Below are 24322 nucleotides of genomic sequence, written 5' to 3' on the forward strand. Positions count from 1 at the left end.
AGATCGCTTCTCTCTACTTGTTGTGTGGTAACTCAATTAGAGGACAAGCGGTCTTCTTTTGTCAAACCGTTTTTCGGGGTTATCCTATTACTTACTTTTCCCTCCCGAGGAATACTTTACACTAAGCGACAAATTTTCATGCAAAAGGCGGACTTGTCTTACAGCTGTACGTTTTGCTATAATGCTAGGCGTTATATTAAATTTTAATGAGTGTAACCACACGGCTGCCAGTATTTTGGTAGCCGTGTTTTAGGGGGAAGTTCAATGCAGCGATTGCGATACCAAGATATTTTAGCGGTGTTCATCGGCGGCTGCTTCGGTGGGGCCGCCCGTTGGGGAATCGGCTTGTGGCTCAATGATGCCGACACGATGCTCGGCACCACGGCGGTGAATCTATTGGGCAGCTTCATACTGGCGTTTGTCACATACGGTCTAGCGGTGTACATCGACTTGCCGAGCTGGCTGATTTTGGCGTTAGGGACTGGTTTTGTCGGCGCGTTCACGACATTTTCGACGATGGTACTGAACCTCTACAAACACGTCGGCCAATCGCCGGTGTATGCAATCGGGATCTTCTTGCTTGAGCTGTTTGTTGGTTTAGGCGCGGCGTTTGGCGGGTATTTATGCGCCGAGGCCTGGGGAAGGCGGCGACAGACATGGTGATGTTAGTGGCTTTAGGAGCGGGGGTCGGCGCCGTGATGCGATACGTGCTGACGCAGCTAGGCAAGAACTGGTGGCCTGGGGTGCCGCTGGCGACGCTTGTGATCAATGCTAGTGGTGCCTTCTTAGCGGGATTTTTGGCGATGTGCGCACTGCCGCAAGCGTGGTCACTGCTACTTTTGACCGGTGTGTGTGGTGGGTACACGACTTTTTCAACATTCATGACTGACGCGTTTATCTTATTGCGCAACCGGCGTTACCGTGCGTTTGCTTGGTATTATTTTGGCACGACGGGAGCCGGGATCGTCACCTTGACCATCGGTGTGTGGCTGGGTAGCTTGTGGTGAGATACGGCAGTACTCACTTACTCGATAATGACACCCGTAGACAATCATGGATAATGGTGTTATATTGGCCTCGAGCATGATAGGCGAAGGTGTTCGCCATAACCGTTATCAAACTAATGACACCTAGTTTCGGGCATTTAGTCCGGGGCTAGGTGTCTTTTTCCTAGAAGGAGACGATAACATGGAGATTTTAACAATCGGCCCGCGGCAATCAACCATAGGAATTGACATTGCCGTCATCAACGCCGCGCGTCTGGCCTCCGCATTCGGCAAAGACGCTGCGCCAAGTGCTTATACGCGGCTGTCACCGGTCATGCGGGACATTGTGAAATTCTGGGGAGTGGCACCGCCATTAGTGGTCAAGTCAGTTGCTGGGGCCGCGGGCGGTGTGGTGATGGTCGGCCATAACGACTTGGCAGTGAGCGCTCCAGACATTAGTGAAGCCAACGTTGTAGCGGTCGTGGATAATCACCGGATGAGTGGCTTTCGTGCTAGTCATCCGGCATACATTCGTCTCGAACCTGTGGCCAGTGTCAACACGATATTCGCCGAACTCTATCAAGAGCGTGGCGTGATACTTTCGCCTTTGTCAGCAGGGCTTTTGCTGACGGGAATTTGGTGCGATACCCGTCAGCTCACAGCTGATGCGACAACTGAAAAAGACCAAGTGGCTGCGGCTTATCTGGCTGATCGAATACAGCGTGATCGTCACTTATTAGCTGATCGGGTCAGTGCATGGGTAAGCGCTTGAACTCTGGCCGCAACGATGTTATATTGACGGTGAACAAGTGAAATGGTGATGACGTTCACCCTAATACAAGCTAATTGTTGATGACGTCTGTCTTAATGCCCTGTGCTGTAGCGGGGTAATGAGGCAGACGTTTTTTCTTTCTGACCCGGGAGGTGAGTAGATGCATAAGATCGCAGTGATCGCTGACGTACATGGTAATTACAGTGCCCTGCAGGCTGTGTTGCAAGACGCACACGAACAACACGCCACCGATTACATGGTGTTGGGCGACATTGGCAACCGTGGCCCAGAGCCAGCAGCGTGTGTGCAGGCACTTCAAGTACTCCAACCGCTGGCGTGGGTGATCGGCAACCACGAAGAAGTTTATGCTAGCCTGTTGCACCACCGGTTCGTGACGTTTGAGAAGAACCAAAAAGCAGTCGTGGCGATCATCACGTCGGCTTTTGACCGCGAGCATCTCACCGCGACACAGTTTCGTTGGTTGGCTAGTCGGCCGCTACATCAAGAATTAGTGATCGATGGCGTGAAGTTGAGCATATTTCACGCAACGCCGACCACCAGCCGTGGTCATCAAGCAGAACCTGTGGCTAAGCAACAGAACTTCGATGCGTTGCTGGCCGGCAGTGACGCAGACATTGCGCTGTATGGCCACACCCACCAGCCACTAATGCGTCAAACTACTGATGGCCGCTACATCATGAACCCCGGTAGCGTCGGCTTAGCGACGTCACCGCAGCCGCAATTAGCCGCCGGGCGCGCTCAGTATGGCTTGTTGACTATTGACGCCGGCCGTTTCACCAGCTGGACGCTCCGTGTGCTCCCGTACGACGTTGATCAGGAGCTAAGGTTAGTTACCCGTGAACAGCTTCCCTATGCGGCGTTGTATACGCGGACGTTGACCACCGGTGCTTTCGGCTACAGTAACGTTGATGTGACCGCAGAAAATATGACCCATAATTACGGCACCAAGGCCCAAGCCTTGATCGCCGCTGACGCGTGGTAGGAGGAGAACGATGACAGAAGCAACTTTGATTCGGGTGGTGACTGATGAAGTCATGCAGACGCCGACCCACCAAGAACTAGTGAAGCAGATCTTCGCATATTTTTGGCAGCGTGGGATCGTTGGCGGCACGATCCGCCGCACGATCATGGGCGTCAATAAGTATAACGAGATGCGCCAAAGCCTACGCAAGCCAAGACGCGGCAACGACTTGCCGGTGATCATCGAAACGGTGCAAAGCGGCGACAACTTGCAGGCGATTTTGGCTGAACTGACGCAGCTCATTGACGATCGTGGTCAAATTACGACGGTTCAAGGACAGACAGGGAGTGACATTGAGATGGACGATACCGCAGCATACTATGACGTGAAGTTATTTACCCGAGAAGACAATAAGCACTTTGCCCCAGACCACTACACCAAGATCGTGGCCCATTTGCAAGCGATGCACGTGCGCTGGGTCAGTGTCACCCGCGGTATCGCAGGATATGACGACGGCCGCCATGTGCACGAAGAAACCGCAGCGCATAAGAGCTCACACTTGCCAATCGTCATTGAAACGGTGGTGGATCGTGCGAGCCTGCAGGCGGTGTTGGCGACGCTCAAACCTTTGTCGGAAGATGGCTTGTTGTTTACGGTGCCGGTGGCGTTAGTCAACGGCCTTACTAGCGGACTACTTACCAAGGTTGCCATTTTAGGGTTTACCTTCGGTATCTACCTTATTTAGTCATTCAGAAGGTCTGCATTGCAATGTCGATACAAAGCCAAAACAATGCCAATACCCGGCACAGCCTACTACGCGAGTTTCAGCGTAAAGGTTGTGCCGGGTATTGTTTTAGATGTGAATTTATCAATTCAGATTTTGCTTATCATCCTTGTATGACTGGATAGCCTTTAACTCTTGGTACGTTTGATGGATTTCCTTAATTGGTAGATCCCGATACTTTGATTGCTTTGTAATTGTTCGCCCATTCTGATCGGTATCTGGCACACCGTCCTCATCAACTGGTGTGTAAGGGCGAAAGTAGTGCATAATCTCATTGAGTTGCTCAGCTAGTCCGTCTAACTGTCGTGGTGAGAAGTCCCCCATCATGTGCATCACTCTGCGAATCTCCGCGACCTTTGGCATATATTCATCGATTCGATCAAGAACGGCCGTGGTTTCTCCAACCGCGGCTTCTTTTTCTGTCCGCAACAACTCTGACGGCATGACGTTAAAGAACTTAGCGATACCAATCAAGTTCTCATAAGTAGGATGATTCATCTCGCGTTCCCAGTTTGAAATAGCCTGTCCATTGACTGGCGTGTCCAAAGCGGCGCCAAGTTCTGATTGTGACATACCACTTTGAAGGCGGAGCCGTTTTAAATTTGGGCCAAAATATTGTACTTCTGTCATGTTGATCACCTCACCATCAGGTTACCAGATAATCAATCGTACGACAAGTTCAGCAGCTATAATTGAAAGTTTTGTAGCTATGAAAAAGCTAAGGAAATCGGTTTAAAGCCTTGGTATCATTGCAGTAACGTATAGATGGTTAATACGATTAGTGATGAAAGGAGAAGGCCACGCCGCCACGCGCGGCGTGCAGCGCGAAAGCCGCAAGCGTGAGCGGCGGCGGTCGGCGTAGCCGGCCGCCTAGACCCCCATGTACTAACAGGGGGGTCGTAAATGACACCTATCTACCTGATTTCCGGGTAGAAACGTTGATACGACACAGAACTTACCGACTGGACAATTCAAGCTGATGTCCAGTGGTAACAAGATTAGGAGGTAGACAATTTGGGTTACTGGAGTGATTCAGTACGGAGGCGCCGTAAAGAATTGAATCTGACACAGGTACAGCTATGTCACCGGCTTGGTATCACACAACGCCACCTTAGTCGCATCGAAAATGGCGAAGCGTGTAGTAGCGGCTTACAAATGTACATTGATAAAACGCTCAATAATTGGACCGATGAGCCGGAACTGCAACTGCTAATTGATTATGTACGGATTCGGTTTCCGACACAGGATATGGACAAAATCGTCGATGACCTCTTACGTTTGCAAACGGATTGTATTCTGTCGGAAGATCGCGCGGCGTTTGGTTATCAGTTCACCCGCTCGCTGGGTCAGATCAAAGTCTACGGCTCTGATCCAGGCCACAAGGAATTAGGCACGTTGCTAGAACTACGCGGTCAAGGCTGCCGCCAAATGGAAAGCGTTCTGTTAGGCCGAGGTGACACCTGGTATGACTTTCTTAATCAGTGTCTGGATATGAAAGGCGTGATGAAACGGCTGGATCTAGCAGTTAACGATACGGTCAATATGTTGGATATTCCAAACCTGATTCATAAAATTCAGGCCAACGAGTGTATCACCGTCATGCGTGAGTACCAAGGCACGGTATCCGGCCACATCTATCATGAAGACGACGAAGAATTCGACGATGAAACTGGCACCACGTTATACATTGGGTCCACCAAGAGTGAATTGTACTTCTGCCTTTACGAGAAAGGGCCAGAGCAGCATAAGAAAGGTCTGACAACCAACATCTATAACCGTTTTGAAATTCGTTTGAAGAACACCCGAGCGGAAAAGGCTGTTGATGATCTCCTTTGCTATCGTGATGAAGAACGCACGATATTTGGCATTATCAAACGTTATCTCCGCTTCGTCGATGCTCAAAAAGGTAAGCCGCGGTTGGATTGGCCGCTCAACAAGAATTGGCAACGATTTGTCGGTCATGATCGCCAGCCGCTGCGCTTGACGACTGCCCCAGAACCGTTCGATCTCAACCGTACGCGGGCATGGGTGGACACGCAGGTTGCGCCAATGCAACGAGTGCTCCATGAAATTGACGCATACTGGGGAAACCAGAAGACGATGCAGTCTATTCGTGAAGCACCCTTAAAAGACAAGCATCTGCGAATCATCGAACAGAACACAGTTGGCGCAGATCAACTTGAGAACGGATTGTTTGAAGCAATGACACCTGAAAGTGAGCAATCAAAAAAGGATGACCACGCCGACCAAAGCAAGTAGTCACCCTTCACAGATAAGATATGGGTCCTATCTGTGCTGATTATCTCACACAGATGCTAGACACAACAAGTGAGGTAATGAATGAAAATCAAATACAGTCCAGTATCGGACAGTGATGCTGAATGGGGCAATAAGGAAGCCATTTTGAGCCGATACGACGGCTTAAACAAATACACGCTCAATCGTTGGCTATGTGAGATGCGTGACAACAATCTGTGGCGGGATGGCGTCTTGAACCCAACGCACAAGCTCGTCTTCATCAATTTCGAGGTATTCGACGACTTTTTGTACTGGAAGACACATGGCTATTCAAAATTGCGCAGAAAATAATGGGTTTGGATGTTAAAATAGAATCTGCTAATAGAGATTCAGTTTTGCCCTTTTCCTTACCCGGAAAGGATAAAACATGTATTTTGAAGAAAGAAAACGCAAGAACGGTAAGTCAACGTATTATGCAGTGGATCGCTATGTTGATCCGCTGACTGGCAAAGCAAAACGGGAAGTCGTCAAGTTCACCACGAACACGGCGCGCGCCCGTAAGCAGGCCGAACGCGACTTAGCTGCAAAGATTGAGGAGCTGATTGCGGAGAAACAAGGTGCCTTCAACGGCGCCGCGATGGTTACATTCGGTGAGCTGAAAGCAAAATGGTTGGAAACTTGGCAAACCACGGTCAAGCCGCCAACCGTCACGCGTGAGAAAATGGTGCTGAAACGAATAGCGGAGCTAATGGCAGATGACGTCTTACTAGAAGTGATTACACCACTGCTAATTCAGAACCTGTTGAATGACTACAAGAAGAAGTATCACTCGACCCATTCGACGATGCAGCATATCAAGTGCTCGCTCAACAAAATCTTCGACTATGGCGTTCTGCACAACGCGATTCCGTTCTCACCAACGCGTGTGATCAAACTCTCTGCCAGTTCAAAGGAGAAGCGCGAAAAGCGACTGCGCCGCGAAGCGAAGTTTCTTGACGAGCACGAAGTTCACGCCTTGTTGGCAGAATTGCGCAAGCGACGGCATCAGACCTACTACGATCTGGCGCTATTCATGATTGGGACGGGCTGTCGGATCGGTGAAGCGGCCGCATTGACGGAAGCTGACATTGATTTCGAGAACCGGCTGGTAACAATCGACAAGTCCTTGCAATATCACGACCTGCGCGTTGATGAGTATTACGAAGACACCACTAAGACCGAAGCTGGTGAACGTGTCGAAGAACTGCCGGGCTTTGCCATTGATGCCGTAAAGCGTGTCATTGCGCGTAACAAGGCATTCGACGAACACATGGCCGACTTTCCGGCGGACGCCTTTCATGCTTCCAAGTCGCTGTTTAGGACGGAGTACGGCTCACCAATCACCTCGCACAGCTTTCGTGAGATTCTAACGCGAATCAACAAGTCGTTGACGAAGCACTGCCAAGAATGGTATGGCTTTGAATGGACGAAGAACGCGATTCCTCACGGCTTCCGCCACATTCACATTTCCGTGCTGCGCGATGACCCGACGATTTCACTCAAAGAAGTGCAGAAGCGGGTCGGGCATGTTCGAGCCGAAACTACGGATGGCTACACGCATACTCTTGATGAAAATCAAGACAAGTCGGTGGAAGCCATCACGCGGTTCATTGAAAAAATCGGGTGAAGTTGAACGGTAGTGTTTGGGAATTTAACGATGCTGCCCACGTTTTGCCCACGTTTACGAAAAAATGACAACCCAAGGGCCTCAAACCCTTGGTACTAAAGGAGTTACAAACAATGGCACAAATTCACTGGTTTCCAGGGCATATGGCCAAAGCCCGCAATCAAGTCCAAGAAAAACTCAAACAAGTCGATGTGGTGTTAGAAATCGTCGACGCGCGCACGCCTGAAGCATCGCGTAATCCGATGATGAACCAGATTGTCGGCCAAAAGCCGCGCATCATGGTGTTGAACAAACAAGATCTGGCTGATCCTGAAATCACCAAGCAATGGGTCGCTTATTATCAAGCACAAGGCTATGAAGCGTTAGCCATCGATGCGCAACATGCCAAGCGGCTCAATCAGATCCCACAACTGGCCAAAAAATTGATGGCAGCCAAGATCACGAGGCAAAAATCGCGCGGGATCAAAAATCCGGTGATCCGCGCCATGTGTATCGGCATCCCCAATGTCGGCAAGTCAACGATCTTAAATCGCTTGATCAAAAAAAATGTCGCCGTGACCGGCAATCGTCCAGGCGTCACCAAAAACCAACAATGGCTCAAAGCTGACGACACTTTTCAATTATTGGATACCCCAGGGTTCTTGTGGCCAAAATTTGAAGATGAACTGATCGGCAAGAAGTTGGCTTTAACTGGCGCTATCGCAGATTCAGTTTATCAAGAAGACATTGTGGGGATGTTTGGCTTACAATTTTTCCGCGCCAACTATCCAGAAAGCTTCCGGCGCGCTTATGGGCTGAATGCCGATGATCTGGCGTTATCTGATGCTGACTTAATGATCCATCTCACCAAGAAAAACGGTTTTGGCGACAATTACAACCGCATGGCCGAGCGGATCATTTTTGACGCGCGACAAGGCAAATTCGGCCGCTATACCTTAGAAAAACCTGAGGCCCAACATGTCACAAACGCTTAGTCAACTGCGCGCCTTACTGAAAAGCCCGCATGTCGACGGCGAGATCTTGGCAGCTTTGGCCAAAGACTCGCGCGTCGGCGCCCAAAAGTTGCTGGAACAATACCAAAATCGCCAAGCCAAAGCGGAAGCGGAAGCCTTGGCATTAACCTATCGTTCGCGTTATGAACGCCAGTTGTGGGCCCAATATCCGCATATTGCAGGAATCGATGAAGTCGGTCGCGGACCGCTAGCTGGGCCGGTGGTGACTTGCGCAGTGGTGTTGCCGCAAAGTTTTGATCTGGATGTCAACGACTCCAAGCAATTGTCGGCTCACCGCCGAAAAGCTTTGTTTCCGCAGATCATGCATGAAGCTTTAGCCGTCAGCTTAGGCGTGGCAGATAATCACGAAATCGATCGCGAAAACATTTATCACGCCACTGAACTGGCGATGGGACGCGCGGTTGCCAGCTTACGCGTGCAGCCGGATTACTTGTTAGTGGATGCGATGACAGTGCCCACAGCGATCCCGCAGCGCAAATTGATCCACGGGGATGCCAACTCGATATCCATTGCGGCGGCGTCGATCGTGGCCAAAGTGGTGCGAGATGGCTTGATGGTGATGTATGACCGCGTTTATCCGGGCTATGATCTGGCTGACAACATGGGCTATGGCACGGCCAAACACCTTGCCGGCCTAAGGGAGTGCGGCGTTTCGCCGATCCACCGGATGAGCTTTTCGCCAGTGCGCGAAGCGGCAAAATTTTAAAATTTCAACAAATTGCGTATTGTATGAGTCAGGAGGTGTGACCATGCAAATACGTGATTTTTTATTTTTGTGGCATTTGTCCACCTATACCAAAGGCTTTGACACCCAAAATGCGGCATGGCACGTGCTACGTCACCATGCGGCCACAGATGAGCTAAATGTTGACGAATTAAGCCCCGCCTTACAAACCGTGTATACCGATCGTGAACTCAAACGTTTTGCCCGTGAGCAATATCGCCAACAGCACTTTCTCACGCGCTTAGATCCGCAGTACCCTGAGCGCTTAAAAGAAAGCTTTGAACCGCCAAGTGTGTTATTTTATGCTGGCAATATCGCCTTGTTGAACACCTTGAATTTGGCGATCGTAGGCGCCCGCAATGCCACTGACTATACGCCCAACGCCTTAAATAAAATCGGGGTCGATTTGGCTGAAGTGACGATCGTATCCGGCTTGGCCCAAGGCGCTGACACTTATGCACACCGCTTTGCGTTAACGCACGGTTTTCCGACCATCGCCGTGATCGCCAGTGGCCTAGATGTCAGCTATCCCAAAGCCAATGCAGCACTACAAGCCCAAATCAAAAAACGCGGCTTAGTGTTATCTGAATACCCGTTAGGCACCAAGCCTCAGCGATACATGTTTGTGATGCGCAATCGCATCATTGCCGGTTTGGCGCATGGCTTATTGGTCACTGAAGCCGCGGCGCATTCTGGCAGTTTGATCACGGCCAATTTAGCGCTACAAAACAATCGCGACGTTTTGGCTTTGCCTGGAGACATTGATCATCCTAAAAGTGCGGGGACCAATTTGTTGTTGCAAGCTGGGGCCAAATTAGTGACGAGCGGTCAGGATATAATGGAAGAAATAAATTTCTACCCTTGAAACTGAAAAGACATTAAGCGATACTGTGACAAGTGTGATATTTTCAAATCCGGATTTGACAAAATAATCCAGGGTAGCATATGATAGCCCAGTTTAGAGCAAACTGCTCAGTGAAAGGAGGGCGAACATGACCGCCAAGAATTTGGTCATCGTGGAATCGCCAGCAAAAGCCAAAACGATCGAGAAGTACCTAGGACGCAACTACAAAGTGGTGGCATCTTTAGGGCACATTCGCGATCTACCCAAAAGTCAAATGGGGATCGACTTTGAACACGATTATGAGCCCAAATATATTTCGATCCGTGGCAAAGGCGATGTCATCAAAGACCTCAAGAAAAACGCCAAAAAAGCTGACCACATTTATCTCGCTGCCGATCCAGACCGTGAAGGAGAAGCCATCGCCTGGCATGTCTCACACATTTTAGGCTTGGATCCTCAAGGCAAAAATCGCGTGGTCTTTAACGAAATCACCAAAGATGCCGTTAAAAATGCGTTCAAAACGCCGCGTTCCATCGACATGAATTTAGTTGATGCCCAACAAGCACGACGGGTATTGGATCGGTTGGTGGGATATTCCATCAGCCCGTTACTGTGGAAAAAAGTCAAAAAAGGCTTATCTGCTGGCCGCGTGCAATCCGTTGCCTTAAAGCTGATCATCGACCGCGAAGAAGCGATCCGCGCGTTTGTGCCAGAAGAATACTGGACGTTAGACGCTGAATTTAAAAAAGGCAGTGCCAAGAAATTCGCTGCCAGCTTTTATGGCCAAAACAACAAGAAAATGGCCTTGAAAAATAACGATGCGGTGCAAGAAGTGTTGCGCGGCATCGACCGCAAAGCGCCTTTTAACATTACCAACGTGGTGAAAAAAGAACGCAAACGTTATCCGGCGCCGCCTTTTACCACCAGTTCCTTGCAACAAGAAGCCAACCGTAAGTTGAATTTCCGCACCCGCAAAACCATGATGTTAGCCCAACAGCTTTATGAAGGCATCAACTTAGGTGGCAAGCTTGGCACTGTCGGCTTGATCACTTATATGCGGACAGATTCCACGCGAGTATCCAACGTGGCCAAAACTGAAACCTCGCATTTCATCCATGAAAAATATGGTGAAGCTTATGCGGCAGTGAAGATCCGCCAAGGCAAGCTACAAGAAGGCGCTCAAGACGCCCATGAAGCCATCCGCCCAACGTCGACTTTGCGGACGCCAGAAAGCTTAGAAGCAGTGCTTGATAAAGACCAAATGAAGCTTTATCGCTTGATTTGGAGTCGCTTTGTGGCTTCTGAAATGACCCCTGCCGTGATCGACACCGTGGCAGTGACCATCGACCAAAATGGCGCGACTTTCCGCGCCAACGGCAGCCAAACCAAATTTGACGGTTTCACGACGCTGTATATTTCCAGTCGTGACGCTGATCAAAAAGACAACTTGTTGCCAGATCTTGAAATCGGCGATCAAGTGTCGTTGGTCAAAACTGATCCGGCGCAACATTTCACTCAGCCGCCAGCGCGCTATTCTGAAGCCAACTTAGTCAAAGCCTTGGAAGAAAATGGTGTTGGCCGCCCATCGACTTATGCGCCAACGATCGAAACCATTCAAAAGCGCTACTATGTCAAACTTAATGCGCGGCGTTTTGAACCGACGGAACTCGGCGAGATCGTGAATTCCTTGATCTGTGAATTCTTCCCCGATATCGTCGACATCAAGTTCACCGCCTCAGTTGAAGGGGAATTGGATTCCATTGAAGCTGGGAAAATGCCTTGGGTCAAAGTCATCGATCAGTTCTATCATCCTTTTGAAAAAGAACTCAAACATGCCGAAGTCGGCATTGAAAAAGTGCAGATCAAAGATGAACCAGCTGGCTTTAACTGTGACATTTGCGGCGCGCCAATGGTGATCAAATTAGGTCGCTATGGCAAATTCTATGCCTGCTCTCGCTTTCCAGATTGTCGCAACACTAAAGCCATCGTCAAAGAGATCGGCGTGATCTGCCCGAAGTGTCACAAAGGCCAGATCGTGGAGCGCAAATCCAAGAAAAACCGGATCTTTTACGGTTGTGATCGTTATCCAGAATGTGATTTCGTGTCATGGGACAAGCCAGTTGGCCGCGACTGCCCGAAGTGTGGTCATTACTTGATCGAAAAGAAATCCCGCGGCGGCAAGCAAGTACTGTGCCCAAATGGGGATTATTCAGAAGCAGTCCAAAAATAATGTCAGTCGCTTAAACACAGGGACCACCAATTTGGTGCGCCCCGTGTTTTTGAATCACCAAGAAAGCGCTATACTAATTAAAAGTCCTAACCAGGAGGGATCATTATGCCTATTGTAAACGTCGTTGGCGCCGGATTAGCCGGGGCTGAAGCCGCTTGGCAAATCGCCAACGCTGGCGTGGAAGTGAAGCTATATGAAATGCGCCCAGTGGCCACCACCCCAGCGCATCACACCGCCAATTTCGCTGAATTGGTGTGCACCAACTCCTTGCGTGCCAATCAAATCACCAATGCCGTGGGGTTGTTAAAAGAAGAAATGCGCCGCTTGAATTCGGTGATCATGGCTGCCGCTGACGCCCATGCCGTGCCTGCTGGTGGGGCGTTGGCGGTTGACCGGGAACCGTTTTCCCAAGCGGTGACGCAACAATTGCGTGAGCATCCGTTGGTGCAAGTGATCAATGAAGAATTGACTGATTTTCCTGCAGGCATCACAGTGGTGGCGACTGGCCCCTTGACTGCCGCTGGGTTAGCGGATCGCATCGCAGCACTTAATGGTGCCGAAGGATTGCACTTTTTTGATGCGGCAGCGCCGATCATTGATGCCAATTCCATCGATATGGATATCGTGTACAAAAAGTCGCGCTATGACAAAGGTGAAGCCGCGTACTTGAATTGCCCAATGACCAAAGACGAATATTTTGCCTTTCAAGATGCCTTGGTGCACGCACAAGTTGCGCAAGGCCATGACTTTGAGAAAATGACCGTGTTTGAAGGTTGCATGCCCATCGAAGTGATGGCTCAACGCGGCGCGCAAACCATGTTGTTTGGCCCTTTGAAGCCAGTGGGGTTGGCAGATCCGCGCACTGGCCGCGATCCATACGCGGTGGTGCAATTGCGCCAAGATAATGCCGCAGCGAGCTTGTTTAACCTCGTCGGGTTTCAAACGCATCTCAAATGGGGCGAGCAAAAGCGCGTCTTTAGCATGATCCCAGGGTTACAACATGCCGAGATCGTGCGTTATGGGGTGATGCATCGCAACACCTACATGAATTCGCCGCGGGTACTTGAGGCGACTTATCAAAGCAAATTACGCCCAGGATTGTTTTTTGCTGGGCAAATGACTGGGGTTGAAGGCTACGTGGAATCTGCCGCCAGCGGCTTGATCGCCGGGCGCAATGCGGCGCGCATGGCTTTGGGACAAGACTTATTGACCTTTCCAAAAGCCACCCAAATCGGGGCGATGGCGCAATATATCACCAACGCTTCCCCACAACACTTTCAGCCCATGAATGCCAACTTTGGGATCATGCCAGGCTTACCTGGCCGCATCAAAAACAAGTTGGCCCGCAATCAAGCCATTGCCGATCGGGCATTGGCCACGTTAGCCGAATTCACTCGCGACGCTTAAGCCGTTTTTCAGCAGCTGCCGACACACTTGTGCGCAGCTGCTGTTTTTGTGTTCAAAGCGCCACAAATGTGCGTTTAAGCGCTGGTCTATCCGGATTTTTTTGGTCTAGACACTGAAAATGTGTTAAGGTATTTTCATAGGGGGAAAGCGTATGCAAGTCGTCACTGATTTTTTGCAATACTTGTTGGTCGAGCGGCACTACTCGGCTGAAACCAAAAAAGCGTATGCAGAAGACATCCGCGATTTTGTTGACTTTCTAAAAGCCAATGGCGGCTTTGTGGACTTTGCCCATGTGGATCACTTAGATGTGTCCACTTACTTGACGGACTTGTCCGAGCGCAAATTGTCGCGGGCAAGTGTCGCGCGGAAAATGAGCAGCTTGCGGAGCTTTTATCGGTATTTGATCCGCATGAACCAGGCCAAAAGCGATCCGTTTGAACTGGTGGAAACGCGCAAAAGCCATCACCATTTGCCGGATTTCTTCTATGAAGCCGAGATCCAAAGCTTATTTGCCACAGTGGCTGGCGACACCCCGCTAGACCAGCGCAATCGGGCGTTACTGGAGGTGCTTTATGGCACTGGTATTCGAGTCAGCGAATGTGCCAATTTGACGCTGGCGCAAATCGATTTTGATCTGGAGTTGCTCTTGGTGCATGGCAAAGGCAATAAAGACCGTTATGTCCCATTTGGCTCGTATTGTAAAACCGCCTTGCACACTTACTTAGATGACGGTCGGGGGACCTTGATGGCCAAGCTTGATCAACAACATGATACCGTGTTTGTGAATCAACATGGCCGTCCGATCACCGCGCGCGGCATCGAGTACATTTTGGATCAATTGATCAAAAAAACCAGCTTGACTAGTGGCATCCATCCCCATATGTTACGCCACTCATTTGCCACGCATTTGCTTGATCACGGCGCTGACTTACGCTCGGTACAAGAGTTGTTAGGCCATGCCAGCTTATCGACCACGCAGATCTACACACACATGACCACGGAACATTTAAAAAAAGACTACATGAAGTATTTTCCCAAACACAATTAAGGCTTCAGACGGATGCATATGACAGCTTGTCACCATATACTGATCACATTCACAATTTTTGGAGGAAACCACATGACAACAATTGCAGCAGTTAGAAAAAACGGCCACACGGCAATCGCCGGTGACGGCCAAGTGACCATGGGCGAAAAAGTCATTTCCAAAGGTAACGCCCAAAAAGTGCGTCGGATCTTTGGCGGCAAAGTCGTGATCGGCTTTGCCGGCGGGGTCGCAGACGCGTTCACCTTACAAGATTGGTTTGAAAAAAAGCTGGAAGTCCACGCTGGCAATCTGCGTCGCTCTGCGGTGGCTTTGGCGCAAGACTGGCGCAAAGACCCGACTTTGCAAAAACTGGAAGCGTTGATGATCGTCATGGATGAACACGACTTATTGATGGTTTCAGGCAATGGCGAAGTCTTAGAGCCTGACGAAGATGTGGTGGCCATCGGCTCTGGTGGCAATTACGCGCAAGCAGCGGCGATGGCCATGATCCGCCACACGGATCTTGACGCCAAGCAAATCGCCAAAGAAGCCGTCGATATTGCCGGTTCGATCGATATTTTCACCAACCACAACATTATCGTCGAAAGCTTCGATTAAGCTTACCTATCTCATTGATCGCTACACAGGAGAATGCATATGGTCAAAACCCCAAAAGAAATCGTCGCCCAACTCAACGCATATGTCATCGGCCAAGATGATGCCAAAAAAGCCGTTGCAGTGGCCTTGTACAATCGTTATCGGCGCATGCAGTTATCTGAAACCATGCAACGCGAGATCACCCCAAAGAATTTACTGATGATCGGCCCTACTGGGGTCGGCAAAACTGAGATCGCTCGGCGCTTGGCCAAAATCGTCAATGCGCCTTTTGTCAAAGTTGAAGCCACCAAGTTCACTGAAGTCGGCTATGTTGGCCGCGATGTCGAATCAATGGTGCGCGACTTGGCAGATGTGGCGGTGCAAATGGAAGAAGCCAAACAATTTGAAAGCGTGCGGACGCGGGCCACGCGAGAAGCGGATAAACGTTTGGTCAAATTATTAGTGCCAGCGATCAAAAAAGAGAAAAAAGCCAGTGCCAACCCAATGGCTGACATGATGAGCATGTTGCAAAACTTGCAAAATGGCGAAGCGACCCAACCAAAAGCCGATGAAGGCGAAGTCACTGATGAGATCCGCAATCAGCGCTTAAGCGTCGCTGAACAACTGGAAAAAGGCTTACTCGAAGACCGCGAATTACAAGTCACGGTTGCCGATGCCAAAAAGCCTACCGGTGGCAATGACATGTACGGCCAAATGGGGATCGATGTTGGCGAAATGCTAGGCAACATGATGCCTCAAAAGAAAGTCCAACGCACCATGACAGTCAAAGAAGCTCGCGAAGTCTTCATCAAAGAAGAATCCGATAAATTGGTCAACCATGCCGATATTTATCATGATGCGATCGCGTCGGCTGAAAACAACGGGATCATTTTCATTGATGAAATCGACAAAATTGCCAGTGGCGATAAGCGCACCAGCGGCGAAGTTTCTCGCGACGGCGTGCAACGCGATATTTTGCCGATCGTTGAAGGGTCGACAGTCAACACCAAATATGGGCCGCTGTCCACAGATCACGTGCTGTTTATCGGCTCTGGCGCGTTTGCCACGGCCAAGCCTTCAGACTTGATCCCAGAATTGCAAGGGCGCTTCCCGATCCGCGTGGAGTTGAATGATTTGACAGAAAACGATTTCGTGCGTATTCTAACAGAGCCGGACAATGCGTTAGTCAAACAATACATCGCCTTGATCGGCGCCGACGGGGTGCATGTCACTTTCACCAAAGAAGCCATCGAATCCATTGCTCAAATCGCCACTCGCGTCAATCGCGATACAGACAACATCGGGGCACGGCGCTTGGCAACGATTTTGGAAAAGCTGCTTGAAGATGTGTTGTACGAAGGTCCAGATATGGGCTTAGGCGACATCACCATCACCGCCAAATACGTCGACGACAAAATCGGCAATATTGCCGCTGACAAAGATATGACCCGTTTCATTTTATAAAATATAAGGCCCACAGGGGTATACGGTAAAGGAAGTCACAACATGGCACAAACATTGAAGAACGATTTTTTGACGGTCACTATTTCTGAACATGGGGCCGAGATCACCAGCATCATCAACAACCACACCGGCCAAGAATATAATTGGCAAGCTGACCCCAAAGTGTGGAAACGACATGCGCCGGTATTGTTCCCAATGGTCGGCGCGTTGAAAAACGACACTTACCAATACGCTGGTAAAACCTATCACATGACCCAACATGGTTTTGCTCGTGATATGGATTTTGAAGTGGAACAAGCCACGCCAACGTTTGTGACTTTTTTGCTACAAGACTCTGAAGCTACTCGCAAGTTGTATCCTTTCGTGTTCAACTTGCGCTTGACGTTCACCTTGACCAACAATGTCTTAGACGTGACCTATCGCGTCGACAATCCAGATGAAAAAGACCCGCTGTACTTTGGCATCGGCGGCCATCCTGGTTTTGTGGTGCCATTGTCTGAAGACACCAAGTTCGATGATTACTACTTGGAATTCAAGCCACGTAAAAGTCGCGTCCAGATCCCGTTGATCGCCGGCGCTGGGATCGATTATGAACACCGCACCTTAGCGGCGACTGATGTGAACCAGCAGTTGTCCCATGAAATGTTCAAAAATGATGCGATCATTTATGAACTTAAAGGTGAAACTGTTTTTGCCATCCGCTCGGAAAAAACGCGTCACGGTGTAGAAGTCACCATGCCAGATGCCCCATTTATGGGCGTTTGGAGCCCATATCCTACCACCGGCAACTTTGTTTGCATCGAACCTTGGTGGGGGATCGCCGACACCATCGACGCAGACGGTGATTTCACCCATAAACTAGGCATCAACAAGTTGGCCCCTGGTGAAGTCTTTGATCATGGGTATTCCATTGCGATTTTCTAGCATCCGTGCCAACAGCTTTCTCAACTTGAGGAAGCTGTTTTTTTCGCCAAAGCTGACGTGAGCCGTTGCATTGACTGCGGCAACTCACTACCATGAAACCTGTGAAAGCTGATATATTCGAATATTGAAAGGAACGATAACATGGTGAAACGATTGATTTCTGCTGACACCAGCGACATGCTGGCCATGACTGGTGCGGAATTGAAACAAAGCATCAAAGCCTCAGAAGGACGGGTGATCTTATCAGAAAATGTGGTGGTGCATGAACCCATGGACGGTATCACCACCAGCGAATACGCCGCTGCATTTGGCGCAGACTTGATTTTGTTGAATATGTTTGACGTGTTGCATCCTTTGATCGTAGGTCTTTATCCTGGCGAAGCGACCTTGGCCACAGCAAAAGTGCATGATGACGGACAAACGATTCATCGGTTGCAAAAGCTGGTCGGCCGCCCGATCGGGGTGAATTTGGAACCGGTGGATGAATCCGCAGATATGGCCGAAGACCGCTTGACCATTGCCCCAGGGCGTACTGCCAGCGTCGCCACTTTAAAAGCAGCCGAAGCGTTAGGGTGCAACTTTGTGTGCTTGACAGGCAATCCTGGTACTGGCGTCACCAATGAGCAGATCGCGGCTAACATCAAAGTCGCCAAAACAGTCTTTTCTGGCTTGATCATTGCCGGTAAAATGCATGGCGCCGGTGTCAACGAGCCAGTGGTGTCAACCGCGTCAACGCAAGCCTTTTTAGCCGCTGGGGCGGATGTGATCTTAGTGCCAGCAGTAGGCACTGTGCCAGGATTTGACGACGACCAGCTCAAAGCGATCGTCCAACTGGCGCATGCGCATGACGCCTTGGTGATGAGTACCATTGGCACCAGTCAAGAAGGCTCAGGCGCCAGCTTCATGGAACAAATCGGCATTCGCAACAAGATCTGTGGCGTCGACATTCAACATGTCGGCGACGCTGCTTGGGGCGTGGTGTCACCAGAAGACACGGTCTTTGCGTTAAGCAAAGCCATTCGCGGGCAACGCCACGCCTTACAGCGCATGGCCCGCTCGATTTACCGCTAAATGCCGGCAAAACCGATCCAAACAACCAAATGCCTATCCACTGCGATTCAAAGCACTGATCGTGGCGGATGGGCGTTTTTGCGCACCAAAAAAGCCAGACTCGCAAGCCTGACTTGAATGACTTATTTCTGCCGATGGTTTCTGAGGTAAAGACCGAGCCCAAATGGCACCATATTTTCGGTACCCGCTTTGATCCTGGCGAAGTTTTGTTTGTGGCGGATCAAAAATACCAGCCACAGCGCGAATGCGACGATCGTCAACAACCAATCATGCCAAAACAAACTGGTGAAGGTGACCAAACCCATGCCGACAGTTGAGGCGATGGACACCATTGACGTCAAGATCACCAAACTAATGAAAATCGCACAGCAGATCAAAAAGAACTTCCAATCATAAGCCAAGCAAATCCCGGCACTGGTGGCCACGGCTTTGCCGCCTTTAAAGTGAATGAAGATCGAAAATGTGTGGCCGGCGACTGCCGCCAAGCCGACGATCAACACCAACCAGTGTTGTGGAATGCCAAACAAGATCGGCAAACTGGCGCCAAGCGTGCCTTTTAAAATGTCCATCACCAACACGATCGAGCCGCCGACTGGCCCCAACACCCGATACGCATTGGTGGTCCCGATATTGTGTGACCCAGACTGACGAATGTCTTGATGGAAAAAAGCTTGGCCGACCCACACGCCACTGGGGATCGAGCCGATCAAATAGGCAAGTATAAAACATAGGGCGATTGTCAAAAAACTGCCCCTCCTTTGTTGCGCCACCTCAAGGGTTTTGCGAATAGTCGTGGTGTTATTGTAGCATTTTTTTGACGATTGCGAAAACGACGCGTAAAATAGTTTAGGCTTGTTGAGTCAAGAGACTAAGGTCACGTCCAGCAAGGCCTACGCCAGTTTAAGCGGCGATAAAATCAAGGCGAAATCGACTTGGTGCTAGGCGGTTGGACTAAAAACGCTTTATGTCACAGCCTTTCAAGGTGTACATTAGTAACATGTTGTAGAGAGAGGAAGAATTGAATGGATACGCAAAGTTCAGCTTACACGGATTCATCGATCCAGGTGCTGCACGGGCTAGAAGCCGTGCGCAAGCGTCCCGGGATGTATATCGGCTCCACCGATGCCCGAGGCTTGCATCACCTCGTTTATGAAATCGTTGATAATGCCGTCGATGAAGCATTGGCGGGATACGGCGATAAAATCAAAGTCACCATCCATAAAGACAACTCGATCACCGTCCAAGACCATGGGCGCGGGATGCCAACGGGGATGCACGCTAGCGGCAAGCCGACGATCGAAGTGATCTTAACGGTATTGCATGCCGGTGGGAAATTTGATCAAAACTCGTATAAAACTTCCGGTGGGTTGCACGGGGTCGGCTCGTCAGTCGTCAACGCGTTATCTGAAAGCCTCACCGTGCGGGTGGTGCGCGATAAGCATGCGTTTGTTGAACACTTCATCGCCGGCGGCCAACCAGATGGCGGGTTGCAAAAGTTAGGCAAAGTCAACGAACCCAATGGCACCACCATCACCTTTAAACCCGATCCAACGATTTTTACCACCACAGTGTACTCGTTTGACACTTTGGCGGAGCGTTTGCGTGAGTCAGCCTTTTTGCTCAAAGACATTGAGATCTCGTTGACGGATGAACGCACCGATCGCGTGGAGATCTATCATTACCCAGATGGCTTGGTGTCTTTTGTCAAATATTTAAATGAAGGCAAAGACACACTATCTGACGTGTTCAACTTTGAAGGCGAAAAAGACGGCGTGGTGGTCGATTTTGCCGGCCAATATAACGACGGCTATTCGGAAAACTTGATCTCGTTTGTCAACAACGTGCGCACCACTGACGGCGGGACCCATGAAGTCGGCTTGCGTTCAGCCATGACGCGGGCATTCAATGACTTTGCTCGCAAAGTCAACTTGTTGAAAGACAAAGACAAGAACTTGGAAGGCTCAGATGTTCGCGAAGGCTTAGCCGGGGTGCTAGCTGTGCGGATCCCAGAAGAGATCTTACAATTTGAAGGGCAAACCAAAGGCAAACTCGGCACCCCGCAAGCACGTTCTGTGGTCGATGCGGTGGTTTATGAGCAGCTGAGCTTTTATTTGATGGAGCAAGGGACTGCCGCGCAAGAGTTAGTGCGCAAAGCCGTCAAAGCCCGAGAAGCGCGCGAAGCGGCGCGTCGGGCACGCGATGATTCACGGCATGGCAAACGCAAGAAGAAAGATACTAGCTTGCTTTCTGGCAAACTCACCCCAGCCCAATCCAAAAACGCCAAGAAAAACGAATTGTACTTAGTCGAAGGGGATTCTGCCGGCGGTTCAGCCAAACAAGGTCGCGATCGTAAGTTCCAAGCGATCTTACCTTTGCGTGGGAAAGTCTTGAACACCCAAAAAGCTAAATTAGCGGATATCGTCAAAAACCAAGAAATCAACACCATGATCTATACCATCGGTGCCGGGGTTGGCGCAGAGTTTGATTTGGATGCGGCCAATTACGACAAAGTCATCATCATGACCGATGCGGATACTGATGGGGCACATATTCAGATCTTGCTGTTGACCTTTTTCTACCGCTACATGCGGCCATTGATGGATGCTGGTAAAGTGTATATCGCCTTGCCGCCACTGTATCGCTTGCAAAAAGGCAAAGGTGCCAACATTCAAATCGCTTATGCATGGACGGATGAAGAGCTGGAAGCGGAAACCAAGAAAATGGGCAAAGGTTATACCTTGACGCGCTTTAAAGGGTTAGGTGAAATGAACGCCGATCAACTGTGGGAAACCACCATGAACCCAGAAACTCGCACTTTGATCCGCGTGCGGGTCGAAGATGGGGCGTTGGCCGAACGCCGCGTTACCACGTTAATGGGTGATCGCGTCGAACCGCGTCGTGAATGGATCGAAAAAAACGTCGAGTTTGATTTGGATGATGACGGGTCGATCCTTGAAACCAAAACTGTGGATCACGCCAATATGCAATTTGGCGCGGCGAAGATCAAACAACAACTGCGAAAGGGGAAACGTAAGTAATGGCTAATCAGATCCAAGAAATGACCCTGGAACAAGTCATGGGTGAACGCTTTGGTCGCTATTCCAAATACATTATCCAAGAACGCGCCTTACCTGATGTTCGCGACGGCTTAAAGCCGGTGCAACGCCGCATTTTGTTTGCGATGAATGAAGACGGCAATACCTTTGATAAAGGCTTTCGCAAGTCCGCCAAATCTGTCGGGAACGTCATGGGGAATTACCATCCCCATGGGGACAGTTCGATTTACGAAGCCATGGTGCGCTTGTCACAAGACTGGAAACTCCGCGCTCCATTGATCGAAATGCACGGGAACAACGGCTCTATGGATGGCGACCCGCCTGCTGCGATGCGGTATACTGAAGCGCGGTTATCCAAGATCTCTGGGGAAATGCTCAAAGATATCGACAAAGATACTGTTGATATGGTGTTGAACTTTGATGACACTGCCCAAGAACCCACAGTGTTACCAGCGGCTTTTCCTAACTTGTTGGTCAATGGCGCCACTGGGATCTCCAGTGGGTATGCCACCGACATTCCACCGCATAACTTGCGGGAAGTGATCAATGCGATCTTGTATTTGCTGAAACACCCAGACGCCGATCTTGACGCGTTGATGCCATTCGTCCAAGGCCCAGATTTCCCTACTGGCGGTATCATCCAAGGCTTAGCTGGGATCCGGCAAGCCTATGAAACTGGCCGTGGTAAAATCGTGGTGCGCTCGCGCACCCATGTGGAAGACTTGCGCGGCGGCAAACAACAAATCGTCGTGTCCCAGTTGCCTTATGAAGTCAACAAAGCGGAGCTAGTCAAGAAGATCGATGAACTCCGTGTGGCTAAAAAAGTCGATGGCATCGCTGAAGTCCGCGATGAATCAGATCGTTTCGGCTTAAGTGTGGTCATCGAATTGAAAAAAGATGCCAACGCGCAAGGCATCCAAACCTATCTGTTTAAAAACACTGACTTGCAGATCACTTATAACTTCAACATGGTGGCCATCGCTGACATGAAGCCTAAGCAATTAGGCCTTAAGCCAATGCTTGAAGCGTATATCAAGCACCGCCAACAAGTCGTCACTCGCCGCACTCAATTTGATTTGGCCAAAGCCCAAGCGCGCGAACACATCGTGCAAGGCTTGATCAAAATGATCTCGATTCTGGACCAAGTGATCCAAACCATTCGCGGGTCCAAAGATAAAGCGGATGCCAAAAAGAACTTAGTGTCAGCTTACGACTTTTCAACGGCGCAAGCAGAAGCCATCGTGTCCTTGCAACTGTATCGCTTGACCAACACCGATATCACCGCCTTACAAGCAGAAGCGGCGCAATTGGCCAAAGCGATCGCAGGGTATCAAGGGATCTTAAGCGATCCTAAAAAACGCGACCAAGTGATCGAAGCAGAATTGGCTGAAATTGCCAAAACTTACGGGGATGACCGCAAGTCTAGCATTCAAAAAGACATCGAAACGTTAGAAGTCGATACCACAGTCACCGTCGCTGATGAACGCGTGATGGTATTGGTTTCTCGCGACGGGTACATGAAGCGCAGTTCCTTGCGGAGTTATCAAGCCGTGGATGCCGCAGATAATGGGCTCAAAGACAACGACTTTGCCATTTTTGATCAAGAAATGGGCACCTTGCAGCATTTGTACATCATTACCAACCACGGTAATGTGATCTATCGCCCAGTGCATGAGATCACCGATGCGCGTTGGAAGGATGCCGGCGAACATTTGTCGCAAACGGTCGGTATTGACGCCGATGAGCAAGTGATCGCGGCGTTTGGTTTTGACGACTTGACCCAAGCTGGCAACTTCGTGTTAGGCTCCAGTGACGGCTACATCAAGCAAACCGCGTTAGCTGACATGCAACCGCAACGCAATTACAAGAGTCGCCCGATGATGGGGATGAAGCTTAAAGCCAAAGATGCGATCGTTACCAACGCCTACTTTGTCGAACCAGGATCGACGCAAACGGTTTTTGCTGTCACCAACCAGGCTTACGGCTTGCAATTTGCCTTAAGTGAAGTGTCTGTGATCGGCGCGCGGGCCACTGGCGTCAAAAGTATCGACTTGAAAGCCGACGACTATGTGGTCAATTTCATTTTGGCCGATGACCCAGACACCACTGAAGTTGGGATCTTGACGCAGCGTGGGGCCTTTAAGAAAATGAAACTCAAAGAAATGGGGGTTGCCACTCGGGCTCGCCGCGGCTTGATGGTGTTGCGTGAACTGAAAAAAGCCCCTCATCGCATCGTGGCCATGAACGTCGTAGACGACAACACGACATTGACGGTTTTGACTGATAACGATACCTTAGTGCCGCTGGATCCAAATGCCAGCCCTGACGGCGATCGTTACTCCAATGGGTCATTTGTCATTGATACCGAAACGCAAGGCGTGCCCACTTATGTGTATGCCCAAACCATTATCGATCTTCCCAGTGCACAATAGCGCTGAAACCGACTGCGAAAGTGGTCGGTTTTTTGTCGACAAGGCATTTGTGCAAGCGGTATCAAAGATGCTATAATTTTCGTAATGACGAATGTGATTCAAGGA

General features: G+C 50.0%; 22 protein-coding genes and 2 riboswitches. Of the genes, 20 read left to right on the forward strand and 2 right to left on the reverse strand.

Going from position 1 to position 24322, the window contains the following annotated elements; translation table 11 throughout:
- The first annotated feature begins 264 nt into the window (after nucleotides 1–264).
- From ACKTSG_RS00005 to ACKTSG_RS00025, 5 genes are all read left to right on the forward strand, one after another.
- Nucleotides 265–663 (forward strand): fluoride efflux transporter FluC, encoded by a 399-nt coding sequence (locus ACKTSG_RS00005; RefSeq protein WP_024305593.1) that lies wholly within the window; start codon nucleotides 265–267, stop codon nucleotides 661–663.
- The gene (locus tag ACKTSG_RS00010) at nucleotides 657–1007 is read left to right on the forward strand and encodes a fluoride efflux transporter FluC (protein WP_024305594.1); all 351 of its coding nucleotides are present in this window, start codon (nucleotides 657–659) and stop codon (nucleotides 1005–1007) included. Before ACKTSG_RS00005 ends, ACKTSG_RS00010 begins: the two co-directional genes overlap by 7 nt.
- A 73-nt stretch (nucleotides 1008–1080) precedes the next feature.
- Nucleotides 1081–1140, forward strand: a riboswitch (Fluoride riboswitch).
- 48 nt (nucleotides 1141–1188) lie between these two features.
- Complete coding sequence (locus ACKTSG_RS00015; RefSeq protein WP_024305595.1) at nucleotides 1189–1758, forward strand: DHH family phosphoesterase; 570 nt, start codon at nucleotides 1189–1191, stop codon at nucleotides 1756–1758.
- A gap of 35 nt (nucleotides 1759–1793) precedes the next feature.
- Nucleotides 1794–1855: riboswitch (Fluoride riboswitch) on the forward strand.
- Nucleotides 1856–1918: 63 nt separating this feature from the next.
- The gene (locus ACKTSG_RS00020) at nucleotides 1919–2761 is read left to right on the forward strand and encodes a metallophosphoesterase family protein (RefSeq protein ID WP_024305596.1); all 843 of its coding nucleotides are present in this window, start codon (nucleotides 1919–1921) and stop codon (nucleotides 2759–2761) included.
- 10 nt (nucleotides 2762–2771) lie between these two features.
- Entirely contained in the window at nucleotides 2772–3485 is a 714-nt protein-coding gene (locus tag ACKTSG_RS00025) for a DUF190 domain-containing protein (RefSeq protein WP_407890722.1), read from the forward strand.
- A gap of 123 nt (nucleotides 3486–3608) precedes the next feature.
- Here the strand turns inward: ACKTSG_RS00025 and ACKTSG_RS00030 are convergent, their stop codons facing one another.
- Nucleotides 3609–4154, reverse strand: coding sequence for a helix-turn-helix domain-containing protein (locus ACKTSG_RS00030; RefSeq protein WP_024305598.1), 546 nt, complete (start codon nucleotides 4152–4154; stop codon nucleotides 3609–3611).
- A 384-nt stretch (nucleotides 4155–4538) separates the two neighbouring features.
- On the opposite strand from ACKTSG_RS00030, the gene ACKTSG_RS00035 reads away from it, so the two are divergent.
- The 13 genes from ACKTSG_RS00035 (at nucleotide 4539) to ACKTSG_RS00095 (ending at nucleotide 18729) form a co-directional block, all read left to right on the forward strand.
- Complete coding sequence (locus tag ACKTSG_RS00035; protein ID WP_024305599.1) at nucleotides 4539–5783, forward strand: replication initiation factor domain-containing protein; 1245 nt, start codon at nucleotides 4539–4541, stop codon at nucleotides 5781–5783.
- A gap of 81 nt (nucleotides 5784–5864) precedes the next feature.
- A complete protein-coding gene (locus ACKTSG_RS00040) occupies nucleotides 5865–6113 on the forward strand; it encodes a hypothetical protein (protein WP_024305600.1) in 249 nt (82 codons plus the stop codon).
- A gap of 76 nt (nucleotides 6114–6189) precedes the next feature.
- A complete protein-coding gene (locus ACKTSG_RS00045; protein ID WP_003594421.1) occupies nucleotides 6190–7428 on the forward strand; it encodes a tyrosine-type recombinase/integrase in 1239 nt (412 codons plus the stop codon).
- Between the two features lie 113 nt (nucleotides 7429–7541).
- Nucleotides 7542–8402 (forward strand): ribosome biogenesis GTPase YlqF, encoded by an 861-nt coding sequence (gene ylqF / locus ACKTSG_RS00050; RefSeq protein ID WP_407890725.1) that lies wholly within the window; start codon nucleotides 7542–7544, stop codon nucleotides 8400–8402.
- Nucleotides 8386–9147, forward strand: coding sequence for a ribonuclease HII (rnhB, locus tag ACKTSG_RS00055; protein ID WP_407890727.1), 762 nt, complete (start codon nucleotides 8386–8388; stop codon nucleotides 9145–9147). The genes ylqF and rnhB overlap by 17 nt, the downstream gene beginning before the upstream one ends.
- Before the next feature lie 43 nt (nucleotides 9148–9190).
- On the forward strand, nucleotides 9191–10030 hold the full coding sequence (gene dprA / locus ACKTSG_RS00060; RefSeq protein ID WP_407890729.1) for a DNA-processing protein DprA: 840 nt from the start codon (nucleotides 9191–9193) through the stop codon (nucleotides 10028–10030).
- Between the two features lie 127 nt (nucleotides 10031–10157).
- Nucleotides 10158–12239, forward strand: coding sequence for a type I DNA topoisomerase (gene topA / locus ACKTSG_RS00065; RefSeq protein ID WP_407890731.1), 2082 nt, complete (start codon nucleotides 10158–10160; stop codon nucleotides 12237–12239).
- Between the two features lie 105 nt (nucleotides 12240–12344).
- Nucleotides 12345–13646 carry a methylenetetrahydrofolate--tRNA-(uracil(54)-C(5))-methyltransferase (FADH(2)-oxidizing) TrmFO gene (trmFO, locus tag ACKTSG_RS00070; RefSeq protein ID WP_407890733.1) on the forward strand — a complete coding sequence of 434 codons (1302 nt, stop codon included), beginning with the start codon at nucleotides 12345–12347 and terminating at the stop codon, nucleotides 13644–13646.
- A gap of 151 nt (nucleotides 13647–13797) precedes the next feature.
- Nucleotides 13798–14694 carry a tyrosine recombinase XerC gene (xerC, locus tag ACKTSG_RS00075; RefSeq protein ID WP_407890735.1) on the forward strand — a complete coding sequence of 299 codons (897 nt, stop codon included), beginning with the start codon at nucleotides 13798–13800 and terminating at the stop codon, nucleotides 14692–14694.
- A 72-nt stretch (nucleotides 14695–14766) separates the two neighbouring features.
- Nucleotides 14767–15291, forward strand: coding sequence for an ATP-dependent protease subunit HslV (gene hslV, locus ACKTSG_RS00080; protein ID WP_407890737.1), 525 nt, complete (start codon nucleotides 14767–14769; stop codon nucleotides 15289–15291).
- A 33-nt stretch (nucleotides 15292–15324) separates the two neighbouring features.
- A complete protein-coding gene (gene hslU, locus ACKTSG_RS00085; protein WP_407890739.1) occupies nucleotides 15325–16734 on the forward strand; it encodes an ATP-dependent protease ATPase subunit HslU in 1410 nt (469 codons plus the stop codon).
- Nucleotides 16735–16776: 42 nt separating this feature from the next.
- Nucleotides 16777–17658, forward strand: coding sequence for an aldose 1-epimerase family protein (locus tag ACKTSG_RS00090; protein ID WP_407890741.1), 882 nt, complete (start codon nucleotides 16777–16779; stop codon nucleotides 17656–17658).
- Nucleotides 17659–17799: 141 nt separating this feature from the next.
- Nucleotides 17800–18729 (forward strand): DUF7916 family protein, encoded by a 930-nt coding sequence (locus ACKTSG_RS00095; protein ID WP_407890742.1) that lies wholly within the window; start codon nucleotides 17800–17802, stop codon nucleotides 18727–18729.
- 122 nt (nucleotides 18730–18851) lie between these two features.
- On the opposite strand, the gene plsY is transcribed toward ACKTSG_RS00095, so the two are convergent.
- Complete coding sequence (gene plsY / locus ACKTSG_RS00100) at nucleotides 18852–19472, reverse strand: glycerol-3-phosphate 1-O-acyltransferase PlsY (RefSeq protein WP_407890744.1); 621 nt, start codon at nucleotides 19470–19472, stop codon at nucleotides 18852–18854.
- A gap of 279 nt (nucleotides 19473–19751) precedes the next feature.
- On the opposite strand from plsY, the gene parE reads away from it, so the two are divergent.
- Nucleotides 19752–21767 (forward strand): DNA topoisomerase IV subunit B, encoded by a 2016-nt coding sequence (parE, locus tag ACKTSG_RS00105; RefSeq protein ID WP_407890746.1) that lies wholly within the window; start codon nucleotides 19752–19754, stop codon nucleotides 21765–21767.
- Complete coding sequence (parC, locus tag ACKTSG_RS00110; RefSeq protein WP_407890748.1) at nucleotides 21767–24217, forward strand: DNA topoisomerase IV subunit A; 2451 nt, start codon at nucleotides 21767–21769, stop codon at nucleotides 24215–24217. Before parE ends, parC begins: the two co-directional genes overlap by 1 nt.
- Nucleotides 24218–24322: the final 105 nt, after the last annotated feature.

Source organism: Lacticaseibacillus salsurae (assembly GCF_045862175.1).
GTDB classification, from domain to species: domain Bacteria; phylum Bacillota; class Bacilli; order Lactobacillales; family Lactobacillaceae; genus Lacticaseibacillus; species Lacticaseibacillus salsurae.